Here is a 19,655-nt window from a genome sequence, read left to right on the forward strand (position 1 = left end):
AGTATAGGGGACAGCCTCGGTATGCAAAACGGGAGAGACTTCGGAGTGATGGGGGAATTTTTTCAGCCTTTTAGCAATTGGCGATAGTCCGTTGGGGTGTGTCCCGAATATTTCTTAAACTGCTGACCAAAGTATTTGATATCCTCATATCCTACACGATTGGCAATTTCACTGATTTTGGCCTGCGAGCCCTGCAGCCACTCGGCCGCTTGTCTCATCCGCTCCTGTGTTACGAACTCGATATAGTTCATTCCTGCCTCCCTCTTGAACACTTCACTGAAATGGTTAGGGTTCAAATGGACGAATTGAGCTACCTGCTGGAGCGACAGGTTTTGATCCAGATTTGCTTTAATATAAGCAATCGATTTTTGAATATAGGAGAACTTACCCTCTGCTAAAGAATCATGATAAGACAACATCATTACCGAAAGCAGACGGAATACATCCTCTTCGGGCTGGCCTGGCGATTCCCAGGTGAAGATGTGGGGTGCCACCTGAGCATTGGCAGTCTGTGTCCGGCCTTGATCCTGATGGTCTGCTTTTTCCACGGCACCCGTACAAGCCCGATCCAGCCACCTGTGACCGGATAACAAAATGGATTGTAAATAAGCCTGAAAAGAAGCGGCAGTTACGGAGCTATCCTCCATTTGCGATCGCACCTTCTGATTCACCCAGTGCCTCAGCTCCGTCGGATTGTTGCTCATTAGTATGGCGGAGAGCTCCGCTTCCTCCTTCTGGGAGCACACCGTCCTGCCTCCCTTGCGGTCTTTTACCTCTTGAATCGAATACAGCCCTCTCACGCCCGCCAGTCCACGGAAGGAGAATACATGCTCTGCCTCGATATAAGACGATTTAAGCTCCGCATAATCGTTAACGGTGCAGCCCAGCGCCGCATAGACGCTGCACTTCAACGTCTGCTCAACCCGGAGCCGTGCCCTCTCCAGCATTTCACGATCTGCCATTCCTGGCGCAGCGGGCAGCACAAGCACGATCCGATCCTTTTTGAGCAGAGTAACGGTCGGCAGCAGCTCGAACAGCATATTCTCCGCAGCGCCAAGCAACAGCCGAGCCATTGGGTTATCTCCCCAGCCCAAAGCAGATACCAGCATCACCTGCATCGGAGTTGTATCCTTTTGCGCCTGCTGCAAACCATTCTTGCAAAACCAGACAAGCAGCTGCTCATGAACGGATTCCTGCTCAAGGCCTTGAGTAACCAAACGATCCAGTAATTGGCTGCGCAGTGCCGCCGTTTGGACCGTTTCCTGTTTGAGCGCTTCCCATTTCTCCAATATGCGCTGCTTCGCCTTCATAGCGGCCTTAATTATCTCATCGGGACGGCTTGTCTTGAGCAAATAATCCGTTACGCCTTCCCTCAATGCCTGCTGTGCGTAGGAAAAATCGTCGTATCCGGTTAGAATAACAATCTCCGTATCGGGAAGTATCCCCTTCACTTTACGCGCCAGCTCAATTCCGTCCATGCCGGACATACGTATATCAGTCAATAAAATATGCGGCTTCTCCTCCGGAATGCGGGCAAGCGCTTCTTCAGCGGAAGAGGCGGGCGCCAGCAGCTCCAACCCAAGCTCCTTCCAGTCAATAACCGTACACAATCCGGTGCGGATAATAACCTCATCGTCTACAATCATAATTCTCATGTCGTTTCCTCCCCTGCCGGAATGGTGAACGATATCTTCGTTCCTTTCCCTAGCTCGCTATCTATAACCAATCCCGATTCATGACCATAATGCAGCAGCAGCCTCTGGTGAACATTGCGCAGCCCGTAGCTGGATCTTGGCGAAGTAACCCCTGTGCGGGTCTCCTCCGCCGTAATATTTCTGCGAATTTCCCGCAGCTTTGCAGGCTCCATACCAATTCCCGTATCCTCCACGACAAATTTCATCCGCGACGCGCCGAACAGCTCACCGTGAACATACACGTGACCTTTTTCTTTTTTCTTCTGTATCCCATGAATAACGCTGTTCTCAATCAATGGCTGCAGCAACAGCTTCAGCATCGGGGTCTGCATCATGGCCGGATCAATGAAAAACTCAATTTCAAATTGGTCGGGAAAGCGAATCGACTGGATATACGCATAGTTTTGCGCATGAGCTACCTCCTGCTGCACAGGGCAAAATTCCTCCCCCTTGTTCAAGCTGAATCTCAGAAAATCACTGAGCGCCCCGACCATTTCGGCGATTTGCCGATCCTTATTCATCAAGGCGATCCAATGGATCGACGACAACGTATTGTACAAAAAGTGCGGGTTGATCTGCGCCTGCAGCGCTTGAATATCCGCTTCCTTCTTCATTGCCTCGTTCTTCTGCACCTGTTCCTTCAAGCGCTGAATACGGTCGCTAAGCTTGTTATAGCTCCGCAGCAGCAAGCCTACTTCATCTGTGCTTCGCACCTCGAAGTGAGGAATAGGCTCATCAGGGTTAATGTCCTTCATATTTTGCGTAAGCTTAGTCAGCGGACGAGTCACCCATTGGAGGAAATAGATCACCAGCCCGGCAGCCATAACGAGAGCAAGCCCAACCGCCACAGCTGTAACCATCAGCACAAAGCCATTTTGCTTTGTGTAAATTTGGGTCGGGATAAAACCGACCAGCTTCCAGCGTTGTCCGGGGATCGTATAGTACAGAATGGTCTTCTGCTCCTTGCCCGTCCCGTAATTCAGAATGCCGCTATCCTCATTCATTTCTCCTATATCCGGAAAAATATCCGTGACCATGTGATTCAACCATTCCGGCTTGCCGCTCGACAAGATGCGGTCCTGTTGATCCAGCAGCAGCACAAAGCCGCTAGCCTCCCACCCGGCTTCCGTCAAATAGCGGTTTATTTCAGCCTCATCGACGCTGATCGAAATCATCCCGAGCGGCTTAAAATTGTTAATGCTGCGAACAGGCCGCACGAGCGAGATCACCTTCTTCAAGCCTTCGGTGGTCTGATTCTCGTACAGAGGCGACCACCAGCGTGTGCTGCTCTTGTAGGCCAGCTCATTTTGCTTAAGTACTTCGGAAAGACCGGACTGCAATACAGTCGTGTTGGAAAGCGGCGGCTTTCCTATATCGCTGGTGATCGTAATATTGGATATATGCTTTTTGGAAAAAGCCAGGTTCGTCAAAAAACCGACGTTTAAGGTAAAGCGGACGACATCCTCTTTTTCATCATCCAGATAAGCTTGAATATCCCGCTGCCCGATAATGAACAAGGACATGCTCTCCACATCCTCGATAATAAAATCCAGCTTGCCTCCAATCTGCCGCAGCGTGTTCATCCCGGACTGCTTCGCCTTATCCTCGGTAATGGAGGTGGCAATCGTATAAGAAACGACTCCGGTTAACAGCAAAGGCAGTAGAATCGCCAACAGAAGGAACAAGGACAGCTTGCGTTTTAATGATTTCCCGAACCATCGTCTCATGATAGGTTCCCCCAGCCCCGTATTTGTAATCGCATTCATCTTTTAATTGTATACTAACATACTTTTTTTCTTTCGAACAAACTTTTTGTTTGACATTTAAAACGGTTATGATACTATCGTTCTCATAACAGTCCCCTGATGATCAGGAGAAAGGAGACGCACTTACCTATGGAGCATATCCGTGAGGAATCCGAATTTCTGAGCAGCCTGGTTAAAGGCATTGCAGCCCAATTCGGCGACAACTGTGAGGTCGTGCTGCATGATCTGACAGGATCGTACGAAAGCACGATTACAGCCATTGAGAACGGTCATATTACCGGTCGTAAGGTCGGCGATCCAGGCACGAATCTCGGTCTTGAGCTGCTGCGCGGCAACCAGGTCGACGGCAACAAATTCAATTACGTCACCCAGACGAAGGACGGACGTATTCTTCGTTCAACGTCCATGTATATGAAGAACAGTGAAGGCAAAACGATCGGAGCGCTGTGCATTAACTTTGATATTACCGAACTGATGATTGCGGAGAAAACCCTTCAATCCCTTACCTCCACGGGTCTGCAAACGGAAGTGAAGGAATCGTTCGTCAGCAACGTCAGCGACCTGCTCGATGCCCTGATTCAAGAAGCACAAGAGCAGATCGGCAAGCCGGTCGCTGTCATGACCAAAGAAGACAAGATGAAGATGATTCAGCTGCTGGACCGCAAGGGGGCCTTCCTGATTAAAAAAGGCGGAGAGAAAATTTGCGGTTATTTGAATATTTCCAAGTATACCTTGTATAACTACTTGGAGGAAGGCAAAACACTACTGGAATCGGAAGGGAATGAGGAATCATGAACGACGCCGTATCTTCGTCTTTCGTATCGGAAACACCCTGCATCATCATTAATGACGAGATCATGAAGCATAACATTCAGAGCATGGCGCATACGGCCCGCAGGCATCGGGTCAACCTGCGCCCCCATGCCAAAACGCATAAAATGCCTCACGTAGCCCATCAACAAATTGAAGCAGGCGCCGTAGGCATTACGGTCGCCAAAGTCTCCGAAGCTGAGGTGATGGCACAGCACGGTATCTCAAATATCTTCATTGCTTATCCACTCGTAACCGTTTCCAAAATCACGCGTGCCGTGGCTTTGAGCGAGCGGATCGACCTGATTCTGGCCGTAGACAGTGAGGAAGGCGCTATGCGTCTGTCCCAAACGGCAAGCCGATTAGGCCAGACGCTGAACGTGCGGCTAGAGATCGATACAGGGTTAAGGCGGACAGGAGTGCTGTACGAGGATGCCTTGGCCTTGGCAGCTAGTATTCATGCGATGGAGTCTCTTCGACTTACTGGTATCTACACATTCCGTGGAGCGTTGATGAACAAAAAGCCCACTATGGATCTGAAAAGTGCCGGTGAAGAGGAAGGTCGGATTATGGTCGAGCTTGCTGACCGGATTCGCGCCCAAGGTATTCCTATTACCGATGTCAGTGTCGGCTCGACCCCAACAGGTGCTTACGCCGCAGCCATTGAAGGCGTTACCGAAATCCGTCCGGGAACGTACGTATTTCAAGATCGGATGCAAGCTCGATTTGGCGTCTGCGGTATGGAGGACTGCGCGGGCAGCGTGCTCGTCACGGTCGTAAGCCGTCCATCGGCAGATCTGGCCGTTATCGACGGCGGCAGCAAAACGTTCGCCACCGATGTACAGCCTAATACCGAGCCGCTCCTTCTGCAGGGCTTTGGCCATGTCGTTGGCTTGGAGGACGCCGTGTTGGAGCGATTATCGGAGGAGCATGGCATGCTTCGCTTAGGGCCTGAAGCTCAGCAAGCAGGCTTAAAGGTCGGTGATCGACTTCATATTATTCCTAACCATATTTGCAGTACCGTCAATTTGCATAATCGTGTCTTGTTCCAGCAAGGCGACAAGCTCGAGCCGTTCGCCGTGTTGGGCCGTGGAATGCTGGAATAAAGCAATGATAGTTATTTTTCCTATATTGAAATGCTTGCCTCACACGCAGCTGTACATGATTTCTAACAATTAGTTGACCTTAGGGAGGGTTCAAAAGACATGCTGGATCTTATTTTGAAAAACGGACGTATTGTCGATGGGACGGGCAACCCCTGGTTTATAGGGGATGTAGGCATTAAAGACGGGCAGATTGCAACGGTAGGACAGCTGGATATGGAGGCCCACGACTCGATAAACGTCCACAGGCAGGTCATCTCCCCCGGCTTTATTGACGGCCACTGCCATTCCGACCTGATGATTCTGGATCATCCGTTAAGCGAAATTAAAATTCGCCAAGGCGTGACAACGGAGGTGGTAGGCAACTGCGGACTAGCTCCCGCTCCTTTCGTCAGAGAACAGGCGGAGCTGCTGCAGAGCTACGTCCAACCGGTACTCGGGAAAACATCCTGGGAATGGCCTTGGGAAACCGTCGAACAGTATATGCAAACGCTTTCCAAGTCCTCCCTATCGGAAAATATCGCTACTTACGTCGCGCACGGTGCACTGCGTATCGCAGTGATGGGCTTTGCCAATCGTCCAGCGACTTCCCAAGAGCTGATGCTTATGAAGCACATGCTCGAAGAAGGACTCAAGGCAGGAGCCATCGGCTTCTCCATCGGTCTTCTGTACGCTCCTGGAAGCTATACTTCGAAGGAGGAAATCGCCGAGCTGTGCTCCGTGCTGCCCAAGTACAACGGGCTATTCTCCACCCATATCCGCGGCGAAGGCAACAATCTGATCCCTTCCGTGAAGGAAGTGATCTGGATTGCCGAGAAAGCCGGAGTGTCCCTTCATATAAGCCACTTGAAAGCAGCAGGCAAAATCAATTGGGGCAAGGTGCTGGAAGCGATGGAGCTCATTGAGGATGCACGCTCCCGCGGGCTCGATGTGACCTGCGACGTATATCCCTATAACGCCGGCTCCACTACACTAACGACCGTTCTCCCCCCTTGGGCGCTAGAAGGCGGTATCGGGAGCGTACTGGAACGATTCAGAGATGCCCAGCTGCGTAAACGTATTCGCGAGGAGCTGAGCCGCGAGCAGGAGGATTGGGACAATCTGGTGTGCTCTACCGGCTGGCAGAGCGTCTACATATCCGCCGTTCACAATGAAGCGAACCGGCATCTGGAAGGCAGGCACATGGCTGACATCAGTGAGGAGCGCGGACAGCACCCTGCGGATTGCATGATGGACCTGCTCCTCGAAGAGCAAGGCCGTATCTCCATTGTCTATTTCCACATGGCCGACGAGGATGTGAAGCAGGTCATTGGCTACGAGCGGTCGCTGATTGCATCAGACAGCCTGACCTGCGAAACCGGTAAACCGCATCCGCGGCTATACGGCACGTTTCCGCGCGTCTTTGCCAAATATGTACGTCAAGATAAGGTGTTGACGCTGGAGCAAGCCGTCCGCAAGCTGACGTCATTCCCGGTACAGAGGTTCAAGCTCGGTAAACGTGGTCTGCTAGTCCCCGGCTATGCAGCAGACATTACGGTATTCGATCCTGAGACGATTCAGGACAACGCGACCTTTGAGGATCCGCAGCAGTATCCAGCCGGTATCTCCCACGTGCTGGTGGGCGGAAAGCCGACGCTGCTCGGGAATCGCCACACCCATGCCAAAGAAGGCATCCTTATTCGGGCGCATCACTACTGCAGCCATTAGCCCCTATAGTTTTTTGGATCAGCAATCATAACCTATTCCCATTTATACGGAGGTCATCGTCATGAGCAAAGTTGAGCAAAGATTACTAGAGCTGGGTATCGTCCTTCCACCGTCCCCAGAGCCACGTTTCACCTACGTTCCATGCAAACGCACAGGCAACCTGCTTTATTTATCCGGGCAGGATTGCCGAATTAACGGAGAGCTGATGTACGAAGGCAAGATCGGAAGCGACCTAACGATCGAACAAGGCCAGAAAGCTGCTCGTCAAGTGATTATTAACTGCCTAGCCGTTCTAAAAGGATACTTGGGCGACTTGGACCGCGTCGTCCAAATCGTTAAGCTGCTCGGCTTCGTGAACAGCGCCCCTGGATTCGGAGATCAGCCTTACGTCATGAACGGAGCCTCCGATCTGTTGGTCGAAGTATTCGGCGACAGCGGCCGTCATGCCCGCTCCGCTATCGGTACGAGTGATCTGCCTTTTCATACGCCGGTTGAAATCGAAATCATCGTCGAAATCCGCGACTAAGCGATCTCTTGCGAGTATACATTGAAGTAAAGACATCAATGATCGCATACTAAAAATACCTTAATTGACACGATCCAAAGAGGAGGCGCTAGAATTGGAATTTCGATTGGTACAAAGCAGTGAATTGAATCAAGCCGTTCAACTGGCGGACGACATTTTCCGCGATTCTGAGCAAGCCTCGATGGGGACCGCTTTCCCGCTTATTTTCTCGCCGGGACAGAGCCATTCCTTCGGAGCCTTTGTCGGAGACAAGCTCGTATCCTTTATGGGCTTTGTCCCGTTCGTGCTGCAAGTCGGCGACGCAAGGCTGAATGTATTCTCGATGGGTTCGGTATGCACCCATCCCGACTACCGCGGCCAAGGCACCGCCGGCCGCCTGCTGGATCTGTGCAAGCAGCACGCCGAGGAGGCCGGCGCGTCGCTGGTGTTTATCTCGGGCGACCGCTCGTTGTACACGCGGGCGCACTGCTATCACTTCGGCCGCACGGAGCGGTTCACGCTGGATGCCGATGGCGCAGCCCGGCTTCGCACGTTAACCGCAGGTGCTAGCGGCCGCACCGTTCGCCAGCACGCGCCAACGGATGCGTTCGCGATGCAGGCAGCCGCGAACGCCCGCGAGGTCGCGTTCGCGCAAAGCGTCACCGAGCTGCAGCGGCTGCTCGGTGCGGAAGCCCACGCCAGCTGCACGAAGCTGGCGCAGCAAGTGCTCGTCGCCGCCCCGGCTGGGGGCGGCGTGGACAGCTACGCTGTGATCGAGGCCCCCGGCCGCTATCACAGCAAGAGAATGCCGACGGCCACCGAGTGGGCCGGCCCGGCTGAAGCTGTCGGCGCGCTGCTCGCCGACGCGGTAGAGCGCTTCAACCTTGCGGAGCTCAAGGTTGCGGTTGGCTGGCATGAGCAGGAGCTCATGCAGCTGCTGCGCGAAGCAGGCTTAACCTCGACGCCTGGGACGAACAGCGGTACCGTGTTCGTCGTGAGCGCCAAGCGCCTGCTGGAGCAAGCCGCTCCCTATCTGCGCGCGAGCGGCAGTCCTATTCCTGCAGTCACCGCACTGCAGGATGGCCAATACAGCGTAGCGCTTCCTGATGGAAGCGGCAGCCTGGAGCTGACAGCAGAGGAAATGGTCTCTCTGCTGTTCAATCCCGAATCCGCTCACGCAGATCGGCTGCCTGGATGGACTTCCATCCCGCTACCTCAGTTAAACGGTCTTAGTTATACTTAATCGCACATTTATCCATTTTTTTAAAATAACGATCAACAGCCCGGTAACCCGCTTTACAGCGGTTACCGGGCTTAGTCATTTGAATTCCTTATTGGCCCTTGCTGACCCAAAATGTCACGTTGCCACCCACCTGTGCCGCCGCATTCGGCTGCGGGTCCTGCTTAAACACTTTTCCTTTTTCCATATCATTCGGTTCAATATTAAAATTGAAGTGAAGCCCCGCTGCCAAAGCAGCTTTGCCCGCTTCCTCCTGAGTCATACCAATCAAGCTCGGCACCTGTGTCGGACTGCCTTCAGGCTTCACGCTGCCATTATCAGGCTGCTTCGTCTCCTTCGGCGCATCCGGCTTGGGTGTTGCTGACGGCTCGGGTGTCGGTGTTGGTGTCGTTTCCGTAACGGCATTGCTCGGAGGAATGTAGCCTTTATCCGGCTTCAACGTCTCGATAAGTCCCATCAAAATAAGCACCGAGCATATTCCGATGACGACGATCGCTCCGCCGATGAAGAGCAGTTTTTTCATTACGCTCCCCACCGTGAATCGACGCGGCTCATCCTCTTCCTCATCTTCTTCCTCGACTTTAGCAGCATGTCGTTCAGGCTCGTCTAGGTTTACAGCCTTCTTGCGCGTCGGCACTTCGGCTGCTGATGATTTCATCACAGTCGAAACCGGCTTCTTCTTCACTTCGGGCTCCTCGGTCCTCGTCATGCTTTGTGAGCTTCTCATGATTACCACACGGGCGAGCTGGGTAATAAATAATTTTAACGGAACATCCTCCGTCATTGCCTGCTGTATTAACGGAACTAGCACGCTTCTTTGTTCAGTCGGGATATCCCTTAACGCTTGCTGCACAGCAGCATCATCTACACTCGGCTGTGTTCCAGTCAAGCCTGACAGCATTTGCAGCAGTAAGCTGCTCAACCCCCGAGTCCCACGCTGTGTGCTCGCTCCCTGCTCCCAATAATTCATAATGACTGGGTGCCGCTCCGAATCCAGCCAAATATTATCCGGACGAACGGAGAACCCGACGATGCCGTCCTCCAAAGCTTTTTGCATACCTAACGCAAGCTTATGCACAATGGATATCATTTCCGGAAAGTTCATCGTTTTTTTATCAATTTCTTCAACCAGCAGCGTGCCGTTGCATGGCTTCAACACGGCAATTAGCCGATTAGCCGTGCTGCTGTAGCCGGTATCTAAAATGTGTATGAAAGCCCTGTCCGTAAATTGGGATGCTTCCCCTATCATTTGTGTATATGTCTGAACAAACTCATCGTCCGGAATATCGAGAGAATACAGAATGACTTTTCGATTTAACGATAAATCTTTACCCATATAAACCATTCCGCCGTCCAAAGGTAGGATTGGTTGCTCAGGCACATATCTCTGTTCCATGCGATCTTCCATCTATAGCAGCCCCCTTTCTCTTTAAATACCCTATCCATCTTACTCATATAGTTCGGACTTTAGTCCGGATTTTCGTTGATACGTCCGAAAAAAAAGCAAAACTAGCCCCAACGTGAGGGCATTTTTTTATATTACCCATTCTATTATATAACGAATCAACAAAAAAGCCGACTTTTGCGAAATGAAGTCCAATCGTCCTTTGTTTTTCATATATATGGGTTAAAAGAGCAGCAGCCGCTTCCCCAGAATACTTTTTTCCCGTTATGCAGACTTAGAGGCTTCGAACGGTAATAAACCTGAGAACGGCCACCGCTGAATCACAACAATGAGATCATACGCTCGAATTTCTGTTTTTTTTGCCTTATTTCTCGTTTTACAATGAAACTTGCCGCTGATTATAATGGACGAATCATTCATGAAAATCGAAAGGGATTATATAACCATGGCCCAACAGGCTGTTATTTGGCGTTTGCTTGGCGTCTCTTTATTGTGGGGATGCAATTATGTTGCAAGCGCCTATTTGCTGAGAGATTTTTCTCCTATTTTCTTGTCTTACTCTCGTTTAGTATTAACCTCGCTCTTCTTAATTTCCGTCGCTTTAATCAATAGGAAAATGAAGCGTCCAACCGTTCAAGAGTGGCTTATCCTGCTGTTTGCAGGCCTGTTCGGCACCCTGTTCAACCAGTTCTTCTATTTCATAGGCCTCCAGCACTCTACAGCTGGCAATGCGTCGCTCATCATTGCACTTTCGCCGGTCGCTACGACCTTGCTTGCCCGAATTTTTCTAAGAGAAGCCATCACGGTAAACAAATTGACCGGTGCCGGCCTGGCTCTGGTAGGTGTTGTCCTTATCGTATTGTTCGGAGGCAAATCGATCGGCATCTCACAAGGGGATATCCTGCTGCTATTAGCTATGATCGCTCTATCTGTCAGCTTGCTGTTCATCCGTAAACTGACTACCAGCATGCCTTCCTACGACATTACCATTTTTGCTACCGTGATGGGCACTGTCTTGATGACGCCTGCTGCTTTGTGGGAAGCGAGTCAAGGACAAATGCATTTCAGCCTGCATATGACGATGTGGCTGGTGTTGGCTTGTGCCGCTATCTTTGGCCAAGGCTTAGCCGGGTTTTGGTGGAATCAGGGCATTTCTGAAGTTGGCGCATCCACCAGCTCCATGTTTATGAATATTCCTCCGTTCGTTGCGATTATCGTGGCTTATTTGGTTCTGGGAGATACGATACAGATAGTGCAAATCGCTGGAGGGGTTCTCATCCTTGCAGGCGTAGCCATATCCAACCGCAGAACGGCCGTACAGGCTGCGGCTTCATAGAACATAGAAGATTTAAGGCGTTCCGCTGCGGTGCGCCTTATTTACATTAAGAGTCTATTCACTTTTTTCCTAATCCATTTTAATGTAATGTAATGTAATATAATATGACATGATTTTATTTAAAAAGACCTGATTCCTTATATTTTGACGAAATATTCCCTTTTTCCACTACAACTGTGTTGAATAATGTTGTTTTTGCGTGAATTATATTTACACACTTGACTATGCGCTATACAATATAGCAAAACGCAAATGGTGGTGACAACATGATGAAGATGAAGATCGGCTTTCGCACCCTCAAAACCGCCGTCGGCGTCAGTCTTTCCATTTTACTTGCCCAGCTGCTGCAGCTCGAATACTATTCCGCAGCGGGCATTCTTACACTGCTTTGTATTCAAAAATCAAGAAAACAATCGACTCAAGCCGTCATCAGCCGATTCTTTGCCTGTCTGTCCGGGCTTCTGTTCTCCAGCCTGTTGTTTGTCATTATCGGCTATCATTCGTATTCTTTTCTAGTCTACCTGCTGTTGTTCATCCCCTTCTGTGTGCGGTTCCGTATGCAGGAAGGCATTGCGAGCAGCTCGGTCATCGTCATGCATGTCTATATGCATCAAGGCATAGAACCGGCTTTTTTCCTCAATGAGTTTATGGTTATATTGATCGGTCTTGGGGTCGCGCTGCTGGTGAATTGGTACATGCCCAGTATCGATAAGGAGCTTAATCGGCGTAAGGAAGAAGTGGACCGACTCATTGCCGTTATTCTAAAAGAAATGGCTGCCTATCTCAAGGAGGGCTACACTCTTTGGGACGGTAAGGAATTATTGCAGTTGGGCGATGAGCTTCAGCAAGCCAAGAGGCTCGCGGTACTCGATGCCGAGAACAATTTGCTGCGCAAAACCAACTCTTACGAACATTATTTTGATGTAAAAAGGCAGCAGTACGAAATACTGGAGCGAATGCTCCCATTCATTTCGAGAATATCGGTTAAGATGGAACAAGGCATTCGAATAGGGGACTTTATTTTGGAGGTCAGCGACTCGAGTTCAGGGCGTTCTACTGCTCATCTGCGAGAAACGCTGCGCGCAATCCGCGAATATCATAAGCTTCTCCCGCTACCGGAAACCCGGCATGAATTCGAGAATCGGGCCAGCCTCTATGCCGTGGCTAACGAGCTGGAGCGGTTTATTCATACGATGTAATGTAACCCCAGTTGATAGATAATCACTACACCGTAGTACTCCTCTCAAGGGATGCTGCGGTGTTTTTGTTACGTCTCCACTTTCTTGTCCTCTCATTGTATAATATCCAATAACCTTTTATATCTTCTTACTGTGGAAAGAAAGGATGTGCAAAGATGTCAGGCATACATTATTATCGAAATGCATCATTGCCTCTATTGGAAGCCAAAAGGTGCGAGGCATATGCGATTTCCTATAAAAAGCATTTTCACGAGGAGCACTCCATAGGCCTTATCGACAAGGGTACAAGCAAGGTTTGGTGCGATGGGAAAAAGCTCCAGGTCGAAGCCGGCAGTGTCCTCTGCTTTCCAGCTTATATGCCGCATGCTTGCAGTCCGGAGTCCAACTATAATTGGACATATAAAATGCTGTTTATTCATCCCAAGTGGATTCAGTCTGCCTTCCGTGAGGATACGTCCCCTGACATTCCGTTCCTGTTCCAAAACCATAATAATAAAAGGGCAGCCGCATGCGTTAATCAATGTGTGAGCACGCTGGAAACCACCATGGGTCCCATGGAAACTGAAGTTAGCTTTATCGATATGATCAGGACAATTAAAGACAACGACAGCGAGAATATAAAGCATGTTCGTCACGCATCATTGCCAAAGCACTTGAATCTGATCAAAGACTATTTGCATGAACATTTCAAAGAAAAGATAACATTAGACGACTTGGAACGGGAGACGGGGATCAGCAAATTTCATCTTAGCCATTTATTCAAAAAAGGGAGCAGCCTCCCCCCTCATGCCTATCTAAATCTGCTGCGAATCAACTACGCCAAGAAGGAGTTATCCCGGTCAAGACCTATTGCAGACATTGCTTTGGAAGCCGGATTTTATGATCAGAGTCATATGACCAAATTATTCATAAACACGGTGGGTCTTCCCCCGCAAAAATATGCATCCTCGATCAGAGTATAACCCAGCAATTTTATACAATACGCCCCGTGCAACCAGAAGTATAATGTGCCTAATACGACCTAAAGGGGGCACGAGACTTGAACACGCTGCTTATTGAACAACATTTTTCCGAAGCCTTAAAATCGGTTGCACGCCGCGAGGATATTAAGGCGTACATCAAAGAAACTCCTCTACTGTATAGCTTGCTGAGTCGGGCTGCAGGGCGATATGTCGCCGGTGATGTCCTAGAAGACGGTTTAAACGCAGGCACACTTCTCCGAAACAAAGGCTACAATGTATCCCTGGAATATATAGGGGAAAATATTCGAATGCAGTCCGACTGTGAGCAGGCCGTAAAGGAGTTTCTGAAGCTTATCCGGGCCTGCGGAGAAACAGGTGCGGCATCCAGAATTTCGTTGGACCTATCCCACATCGGATTGTCTATCAATCCTCAGTTGGCTTACAACAACCTTATTCTACTAGCCAAGGAAGCCGTAAGGCATAGCTTGACGATCCTCATCAGCATGGAGGAAGCCGCCAAAACAGATCTGATTCTTTCGGTATATAAGCAAGCTATCGTCCATTGTTCCAATCTTGGTATCACACTGCAAGCACATCTCTACCGAACGCCGCAGGATTTGGAGACGCTGCTGCCTCTAGGAGGATGCATACGTATTGTGAAAGGGGCTTATCAAGAGTCTGCCTTAGACGCTATGCCTCGTTCTAAGGCGTTGAACGATCAATTTTCAAAGCTCGTGGCCCGCTGTATACAGGCTGGCTGTTCTATCTCTGCGGCAACCCATGATGATGCATTAATAACGGAAATGAGGGAGCGAGGATATTTCGATATCTCTTATTTTGAGCTCGAAATGTTGTATGGGATTCGTCCGGAGCTCAGCTCGAATCTGCATGCCGCCGGCTTCCCCGTGCGTATCTATCTCACCTATGGAGAAGAATGGTATTTGTACATATGCCACCGAATTGCCGAGTTTCCCCCGAATGTCTACTTAGCGTTAACCGACATCATTCAAAGCGATACTAAACCTGCTGCTTTGTATGCATAGTAAAAAGCCGGCTTCGCAGCCGGCCTTGATGTTATCGTGTCCTGATCGTCTTTTAATTCAAACGCTGAATGACTTGCTCCAGACTCATTTCGTCCATAGAAGAGAGTCGCAAATCATACTTCTCGAATGTTAAAAATTGAGTTAATTCGTTCGGCACAATAACGCATTTCAGTCCGGCCCTTGTTGCCGCCTTGGCCCCGTTGGATGAATCTTCGAAAGCGACGGATTCATGAGCTGATACCTCTAGATGCTCTAACGTTCTCAAATATAAGGTCGGGTCCGGTTTCACCTTCTCTACTTGATCCCCTGTAGAAATGACTTCAAAGTAGTCGTCAATTTGCAATTTTTTCAGAAAAAATTCAACCCATTCTCTTGTAGAGCTGGAGGCCAGCCCAATTTTGAGTCCTAACGATTTGGCATCGTTCAAATAATCCCTGACCCCTTCTCTCATAGGAATCGCTTTCATTTTTACTTTATGCAGCTCTCTGGCTTGACGTTTGATATCATCTCTGGTCACTTGTAAACCTGCAACCTTCTCATCAATATACTGGTTCAGGACGGAATCATCCGTCCCGACACATCTCACAAACAGTTCCCAATGAAACTCGATTTGATAAATCTCGAACACTTCTTTATATGATTCATACCATACACTTTCCGTATCAATAATCAATCCGTCAAAATCAAATACAACCGCCTTAATCATGCTGAATCCCCCTCTTTATTGATGGCTTACGGTAATACGTCGTCTTCAATCGCGCCCATTTTTATATACGTTATAATTTTGCGGGATTCGGCTTCTACTCTCTTAGCCCCTTCAGTGTTCAACCACCAGTTATCCTTTCTTGTTGACTGGTCATCTACAGGACATAGGGTGTAATCAACCCAATGGGGCATATAGGTTTTTAGAGTCAAATGTGCTCTTCTTACGTGATATGCGGACGTAACGACCAATAGTCTTCGGATATTGTGGAGCATAAAAGCTCTGTCGAGTACCAGCAACGATGAAAGAACGTTTTCCTTCGTATGCTTCGATTCGGTTTCTATTAAAATATGCTGCGGTTCAACACCCAGCTCGATAGCTCTATCTCTCATTAACACAGCCTCGGATTTATTGGATTGTCCCGCCCATACGTTACCGCCAGAGAGGAGAAGCTTCGGAGCCCTGCCTTTTTTATATAAATCCACCGCTGCCGGCAATCTATATTTTAAGCTTCTATTACTTCCGAAAACAAAAATGCAGTCGCCGCATTGATCGTCATCTGCTATTCCTTCAAATAATAACTTCGTCATCTGCTCTATCGTTAAACGATCAGGGTCCAATTCTGAAATTCGAATGGTAATCACCCCGCTTCCCTAATATCAAACTTACAACTCTCTTCCATTTTATCATAAAACTATGGAAACGACCGGGCATGTCAAAATAATGTGTTGCAAACATATGTTCTATGTTATACATTTGTATTATGGGTAATAATGGGAGGTGGGGTTGTTCAATTGGTATCCGATTCGTAGTCGAAGCATCATCAAACTAAAAAGAACTCAAGGAGCTGAATTATATTATGACGGTTAGATTGATCCCTTATTTAGTCATGAACGGTAACGCAAAGGAAGCTATTGAATTTTATGAAAAAGCATTGAATGCCAAGGTAATTCAAAGTCTGACGTTCGCGAATATGCCGGAAAATCCGGAATTTCCAATGCCTGATTCCGCTAAGGAGCTGATTGCTCACGCACTATTGAAGGTCGGCGAAACGGACCTAATGCTCTCCGATACCTTCCCAGGCCAGCCTCACCAAAGCGGCAATCAAGTTACGATCTGCATTTCAACTAGAGATGCGAGCGAATCCAAACAAATGTATGAAGCTTTGCAGCAGGGCGGTCATGTGAAAATGCCTCTGGAGGAAACACATTTTAGTCCTGCTTTCGGTAATGTAAGGGACAAGTTCGGTATCACTTTCCAAATCTTTACCGAAGGTCAACAACAGTAGGACAGCGGTACAGCTGCTGATTACGCCTGTTCTGAAACCTAATAGCCTTTGTTCGCATCATTGCGGCAAAGGCTATTTTGAGTGGATAGTGCTTCTATCAATTTATCTCTCGTTTCTTCTAATCTTTTGTCCTCTCCATGAGAAAATAAAGGCTCGCTCCAACTGAAGCCATCCTCTTTGTACCTTGGGATTAGATGCATATGATAATGAGTCAAGTCATTGAATACGCCGCCATTCTGGCATACCGAGATTCCATCCGGATGGAATACTTGTTTAAGTAGCGAAGATAGCTTCATCGAGGTTTCCATGATGCAATGTGCGGTTACCATGTCCATTTCCTCAACATCCACAACATGCTTTTTCGGGAGGATGAGCGTATGTCCCTCGTTAAAAGGAGCAATGTCCAGAACACAGGTTACATGCTCATTCTCGTAAACCACCTTGACATCGGGTTCAGTACCATTTGCAATTCGGCAGCCTAAACAATCCATGCTACAAGCTCTCCTCACTCGCCTGGACTCGTTTTGCCATAAAAATATCCGGCTTGCCGAATCCGTTCGCATCTGGTAATACTCCAACCACTTCATACCCTAGCTTTTTATAAAATCCATACGGATGTCTGTTCCGATTCGTCATGTTCATCACTTTACCTAGCACATCCGGGTAAAGGTCTTTTCCATATAGGCTTGTACTGTTCGTTTCATCGTCTGTACCTAGATATATCGTGATACCGCCTCTAGATTTGACACACGCTTCAAAATCAGCAACCAATGCTCTGCCGATGCCTTTACCCCGGCAGCTTTCATCTACGACCAGCGGATGCAGTTCCCATACGTTGCCTCTATAATTGCTTTGGCCTGCAATCCAACCTACGACGGTACCGTCTTTTTCAACAGCAATTCGGCTTATTCGATCCTTCGGCAAGCTTTCTTCCACTTCCGACAGAGCTTCCTCAATGTCATTCCATGCTTCAGTAAAGCCTGCCATTAATAAGCCTGCAACCTTTTGTATACTTTTCTTATCGTCTATAGTTAAATCGATAATCTGCATAGAAACCATCCTTTCAAGTTCCCTGTCTATTTTATAACTGCTTGCTGTATGTGAATTATCCCGTTATGTTTTCGTCAAACTACATCCTTAATTGTTTTATTTTACCATACAGATTAAGAGCCCTTGAAGTGAAAAAATAAGTATGGCCATAATCTCCTATGTTGAACTGCCCTTGTTCACGATATTGATATCTTTTGCATCGACTGGACCAAAAACCGTTTACAACAACTGGAAATGGAGTTACAATGAATAAAAATGAATGAATTGTTCATTCATTAACGGAGGCATTGTAACCATGAAGAAAATAATGAATAATAGTCATTGGACGGTACAAGGCAAGTATGTTGTCATTACTGGAGCTACCAGCGGTATCGGATGGGCCGCGGCAAAGGAACTGGCTTCTCGGGGTGCGCACTTAGGCATCGTTGCCCGTAATCAAAACAAAGCGAATGAAGCGGCTGCTCAAATCCACTCTCTAACCAATGGACACACAACGGTAGACATTTTCCAAGCGGAAATGACGTCTCAAGCATCTATCCAACAAGCTGCGAACGACATTTTGACCCGGTGTCCCAAGATCGATATCTTAATTAACAACGCAGGGGCTATGTTCGAGACCCGTCAGCTCACTGACGATGAGATAGAAATGACTTGGGCAGTCAATCATCTTGCCCCTTTTCTTTTGACCAATCTGTTACTTGATCGGCTGAAACAAAGCGAGGCTGCACGCATCATTACGACCGCCTCCCACGGGCATAAGATGGCAAAGCAGGGAATTCGCTTTGAAGATATCAGCGCGAAGCGCATGTACAGCTTTCCCCATAATGTGCTAGGGGGTGCAACCCTTCGCTATGCGGAAACCAAGCTGGCTAATATTTTATTTACTACTGAATTGGCTAAACGGCTGGAGGGAACTGGAGTATCCACCTATTGCTTTGATCCCGGCCTTGTTTCTACCAATTTCAATCAAAATAACGGGCGGCTTGCACGTATGACGATGGGAGCCATGAAATTATTTTCCCGCAGCCCCGAGAAAGGTGCTGAAACGTTGGTTTGGCTAGCTGACTCAGACGAGGTCGCCGGTCAAAGCGGACTTTACTATGCTAATATGCAGGTAAAGACTCCATCGCTACCCGCTCAGAATAAGGCTGCAGCTAAGCAATTATGGGAAATAAGCATGGAACAAACGACAAACGAAAATTGGAGTGTGAATAAAGTTGATACCATCGAATGAAACCGGAATCGAGCACGCTCAAGATGAGCGGAAAGAACGAATTAAGAAAGCGGCGCTTAAAGTGTTTGCAGAACGAGGCATCACCGGTACTAAAATGAGCATGATTGCGTCTGAGGCCGGCGTAAGCCAAGGACTTTCCTATCGTTATTTTGAATCCAAAGAAGAGATTTTTACTATACTTGTGCAAGAAGCCATGGAAGAGGCCCAATTCGCATTAAATAACATTCATCATCTGTCGGGTACTCCCTTGGAGCAAATCAAAGCATTGACGATACAAATGCTTGATGAGAGTCACAAATATATTTTTCTCCTCCTGCAGAATGCCCAAAAATCAGAAGATGTTCCCGTCAAAGCAAAAGAAATCCTGCTTCAATATTCTCCTAAAGAAACAATCGATCGACTGGTTCCCATACTGACGAAAGGACAACAAACAGGGGATTTTTGCGAGGGGGATCCTTACGAACTACTAATACTCTATTTCTCCATAATAACGGGATTGATGCTGCAGGAAGCCCCTGCAAAAGGTTGGCTGAATGAGATCGACCGTCTCATAAAGATTTTAAGGTAATAGTATCCTGAATTCAGCATAACTAAGGAGGCAGTCGTTTTT

The 19,655-nt window shown here is 48.4% G+C and carries 20 protein-coding genes and 1 pseudogene; 13 read left to right on the forward strand and 8 right to left on the reverse strand.

Translation table 11 applies throughout. The features are described from left to right. Positions 1-62: 62 nt before the first annotated feature. Complete coding sequence (locus tag BP97_RS0113355; protein ID WP_028549551.1) at positions 63-1,655, reverse strand: response regulator; 1,593 nt, start codon at positions 1,653-1,655, stop codon at positions 63-65. Continuing rightward, entirely contained in the window at positions 1,652-3,421 is a 1,770-nt protein-coding gene (locus tag BP97_RS0113360) for a cache domain-containing sensor histidine kinase (protein WP_028549552.1), read from the reverse strand. The genes BP97_RS0113355 and BP97_RS0113360 overlap by 4 nt, the downstream gene beginning before the upstream one ends. Positions 3,422-3,589: 168 nt before the next feature. Between BP97_RS0113360 and BP97_RS0113365 the strand changes: the two genes are divergently transcribed. From BP97_RS0113365 to BP97_RS41010, 5 genes and pseudogenes are all read left to right on the forward strand, one after another. Further along, complete coding sequence (locus tag BP97_RS0113365; protein ID WP_028549553.1) at positions 3,590-4,255, forward strand: helix-turn-helix transcriptional regulator; 666 nt, start codon at positions 3,590-3,592, stop codon at positions 4,253-4,255. Next, entirely contained in the window at positions 4,252-5,376 is a 1,125-nt protein-coding gene (locus tag BP97_RS0113370) for an alanine racemase (RefSeq protein ID WP_028549554.1), read from the forward strand. Before BP97_RS0113365 ends, BP97_RS0113370 begins: the two co-directional genes overlap by 4 nt. Before the next feature lie 99 nt (positions 5,377-5,475). Next, positions 5,476-7,080: an N-acyl-D-amino-acid deacylase family protein gene (locus BP97_RS0113375; RefSeq protein WP_028549555.1), complete on the forward strand. Its 1,605-nt coding sequence runs from the start codon at positions 5,476-5,478 to the stop codon at positions 7,078-7,080. Positions 7,081-7,141: 61 nt separating this feature from the next. Beyond that, positions 7,142-7,606: a RidA family protein gene (locus BP97_RS0113380; RefSeq protein WP_028549556.1), complete on the forward strand. Its 465-nt coding sequence runs from the start codon at positions 7,142-7,144 to the stop codon at positions 7,604-7,606. 124 nt (positions 7,607-7,730) lie between these two features. Further along, positions 7,731-7,994 (forward strand): annotated as a pseudogene (locus BP97_RS41010) (GNAT family N-acetyltransferase); the annotation flags it as partial. 144 nt (positions 7,995-8,138) lie between these two features. Here the strand turns inward: BP97_RS41010 and BP97_RS41015 are convergent. Further along, the gene (locus BP97_RS41015) at positions 8,139-8,309 is read right to left on the reverse strand and encodes a hypothetical protein (RefSeq protein ID WP_231506302.1); all 171 of its coding nucleotides are present in this window, start codon (positions 8,307-8,309) and stop codon (positions 8,139-8,141) included. Between the two features lie 81 nt (positions 8,310-8,390). On the opposite strand from BP97_RS41015, the gene BP97_RS41020 reads away from it, so the two are divergent. Beyond that, complete coding sequence (locus tag BP97_RS41020; RefSeq protein ID WP_231506303.1) at positions 8,391-8,828, forward strand: hypothetical protein; 438 nt, start codon at positions 8,391-8,393, stop codon at positions 8,826-8,828. A gap of 88 nt (positions 8,829-8,916) precedes the next feature. On the opposite strand, the gene BP97_RS0113390 is transcribed toward BP97_RS41020, so the two are convergent. Beyond that, the gene (locus BP97_RS0113390; RefSeq protein WP_028549558.1) at positions 8,917-10,233 is read right to left on the reverse strand and encodes a PASTA domain-containing protein; all 1,317 of its coding nucleotides are present in this window, start codon (positions 10,231-10,233) and stop codon (positions 8,917-8,919) included. A 415-nt stretch (positions 10,234-10,648) separates the two neighbouring features. On the opposite strand from BP97_RS0113390, the gene BP97_RS0113395 reads away from it, so the two are divergent. The 4 genes from BP97_RS0113395 (at position 10,649) to BP97_RS0113410 (ending at position 14,770) form a co-directional block, all read left to right on the forward strand. Further along, a complete protein-coding gene (locus BP97_RS0113395; protein ID WP_028549559.1) occupies positions 10,649-11,566 on the forward strand; it encodes a DMT family transporter in 918 nt (305 codons plus the stop codon). A gap of 266 nt (positions 11,567-11,832) precedes the next feature. Beyond that, positions 11,833-12,765 (forward strand): aromatic acid exporter family protein, encoded by a 933-nt coding sequence (locus tag BP97_RS0113400; protein ID WP_051620557.1) that lies wholly within the window; start codon positions 11,833-11,835, stop codon positions 12,763-12,765. A 155-nt stretch (positions 12,766-12,920) separates the two neighbouring features. Then, positions 12,921-13,727, forward strand: coding sequence for an AraC family transcriptional regulator (locus BP97_RS0113405; RefSeq protein ID WP_028549561.1), 807 nt, complete (start codon positions 12,921-12,923; stop codon positions 13,725-13,727). Between the two features lie 77 nt (positions 13,728-13,804). Then, positions 13,805-14,770, forward strand: a complete 966-nt coding sequence (locus BP97_RS0113410) for a proline dehydrogenase family protein (protein WP_028549562.1) — start codon at positions 13,805-13,807, stop codon at positions 14,768-14,770. A 52-nt stretch (positions 14,771-14,822) separates the two neighbouring features. Here the strand turns inward: BP97_RS0113410 and BP97_RS0113415 are convergent, their stop codons facing one another. Together BP97_RS0113415 and BP97_RS0113420 are read right to left on the reverse strand one after the other, a co-directional pair. Continuing rightward, positions 14,823-15,476, reverse strand: coding sequence for an HAD family hydrolase (locus tag BP97_RS0113415; RefSeq protein WP_028549563.1), 654 nt, complete (start codon positions 15,474-15,476; stop codon positions 14,823-14,825). 26 nt (positions 15,477-15,502) lie between these two features. Further along, positions 15,503-16,117 (reverse strand): YdcF family protein, encoded by a 615-nt coding sequence (locus tag BP97_RS0113420; protein WP_231506293.1) that lies wholly within the window; start codon positions 16,115-16,117, stop codon positions 15,503-15,505. Positions 16,118-16,332: 215 nt separating this feature from the next. On the opposite strand from BP97_RS0113420, the gene BP97_RS0113425 reads away from it, so the two are divergent. Then, positions 16,333-16,761: a VOC family protein gene (locus BP97_RS0113425; protein ID WP_028549565.1), complete on the forward strand. Its 429-nt coding sequence runs from the start codon at positions 16,333-16,335 to the stop codon at positions 16,759-16,761. Between the two features lie 38 nt (positions 16,762-16,799). Here the strand turns inward: BP97_RS0113425 and BP97_RS0113430 are convergent, their stop codons facing one another. Together BP97_RS0113430 and BP97_RS0113435 are read right to left on the reverse strand one after the other, a co-directional pair. Then, on the reverse strand, positions 16,800-17,252 hold the full coding sequence (locus tag BP97_RS0113430; RefSeq protein WP_028549566.1) for an HIT family protein: 453 nt from the start codon (positions 17,250-17,252) through the stop codon (positions 16,800-16,802). A 1-nt stretch (position 17,253) separates the two neighbouring features. Continuing rightward, on the reverse strand, positions 17,254-17,811 hold the full coding sequence (locus BP97_RS0113435) for a GNAT family N-acetyltransferase (protein ID WP_028549567.1): 558 nt from the start codon (positions 17,809-17,811) through the stop codon (positions 17,254-17,256). A 295-nt stretch (positions 17,812-18,106) separates the two neighbouring features. Between BP97_RS0113435 and BP97_RS36185 the strand changes: the two genes are divergently transcribed. Further along, a complete protein-coding gene (locus BP97_RS36185) occupies positions 18,107-19,045 on the forward strand; it encodes an SDR family NAD(P)-dependent oxidoreductase (protein WP_051620558.1) in 939 nt (312 codons plus the stop codon). Then, positions 19,029-19,613 carry a TetR/AcrR family transcriptional regulator gene (locus BP97_RS0113445; protein WP_028549568.1) on the forward strand — a complete coding sequence of 195 codons (585 nt, stop codon included), beginning with the start codon at positions 19,029-19,031 and terminating at the stop codon, positions 19,611-19,613. Before BP97_RS36185 ends, BP97_RS0113445 begins: the two co-directional genes overlap by 17 nt. Positions 19,614-19,655 lie beyond the last annotated feature (42 nt).

Source organism: Paenibacillus sp. UNC451MF (genome assembly GCF_000686845.1).
In the GTDB taxonomy this organism is placed as follows: Bacteria; Bacillota; Bacilli; order Paenibacillales; family NBRC-103111; genus Paenibacillus_S.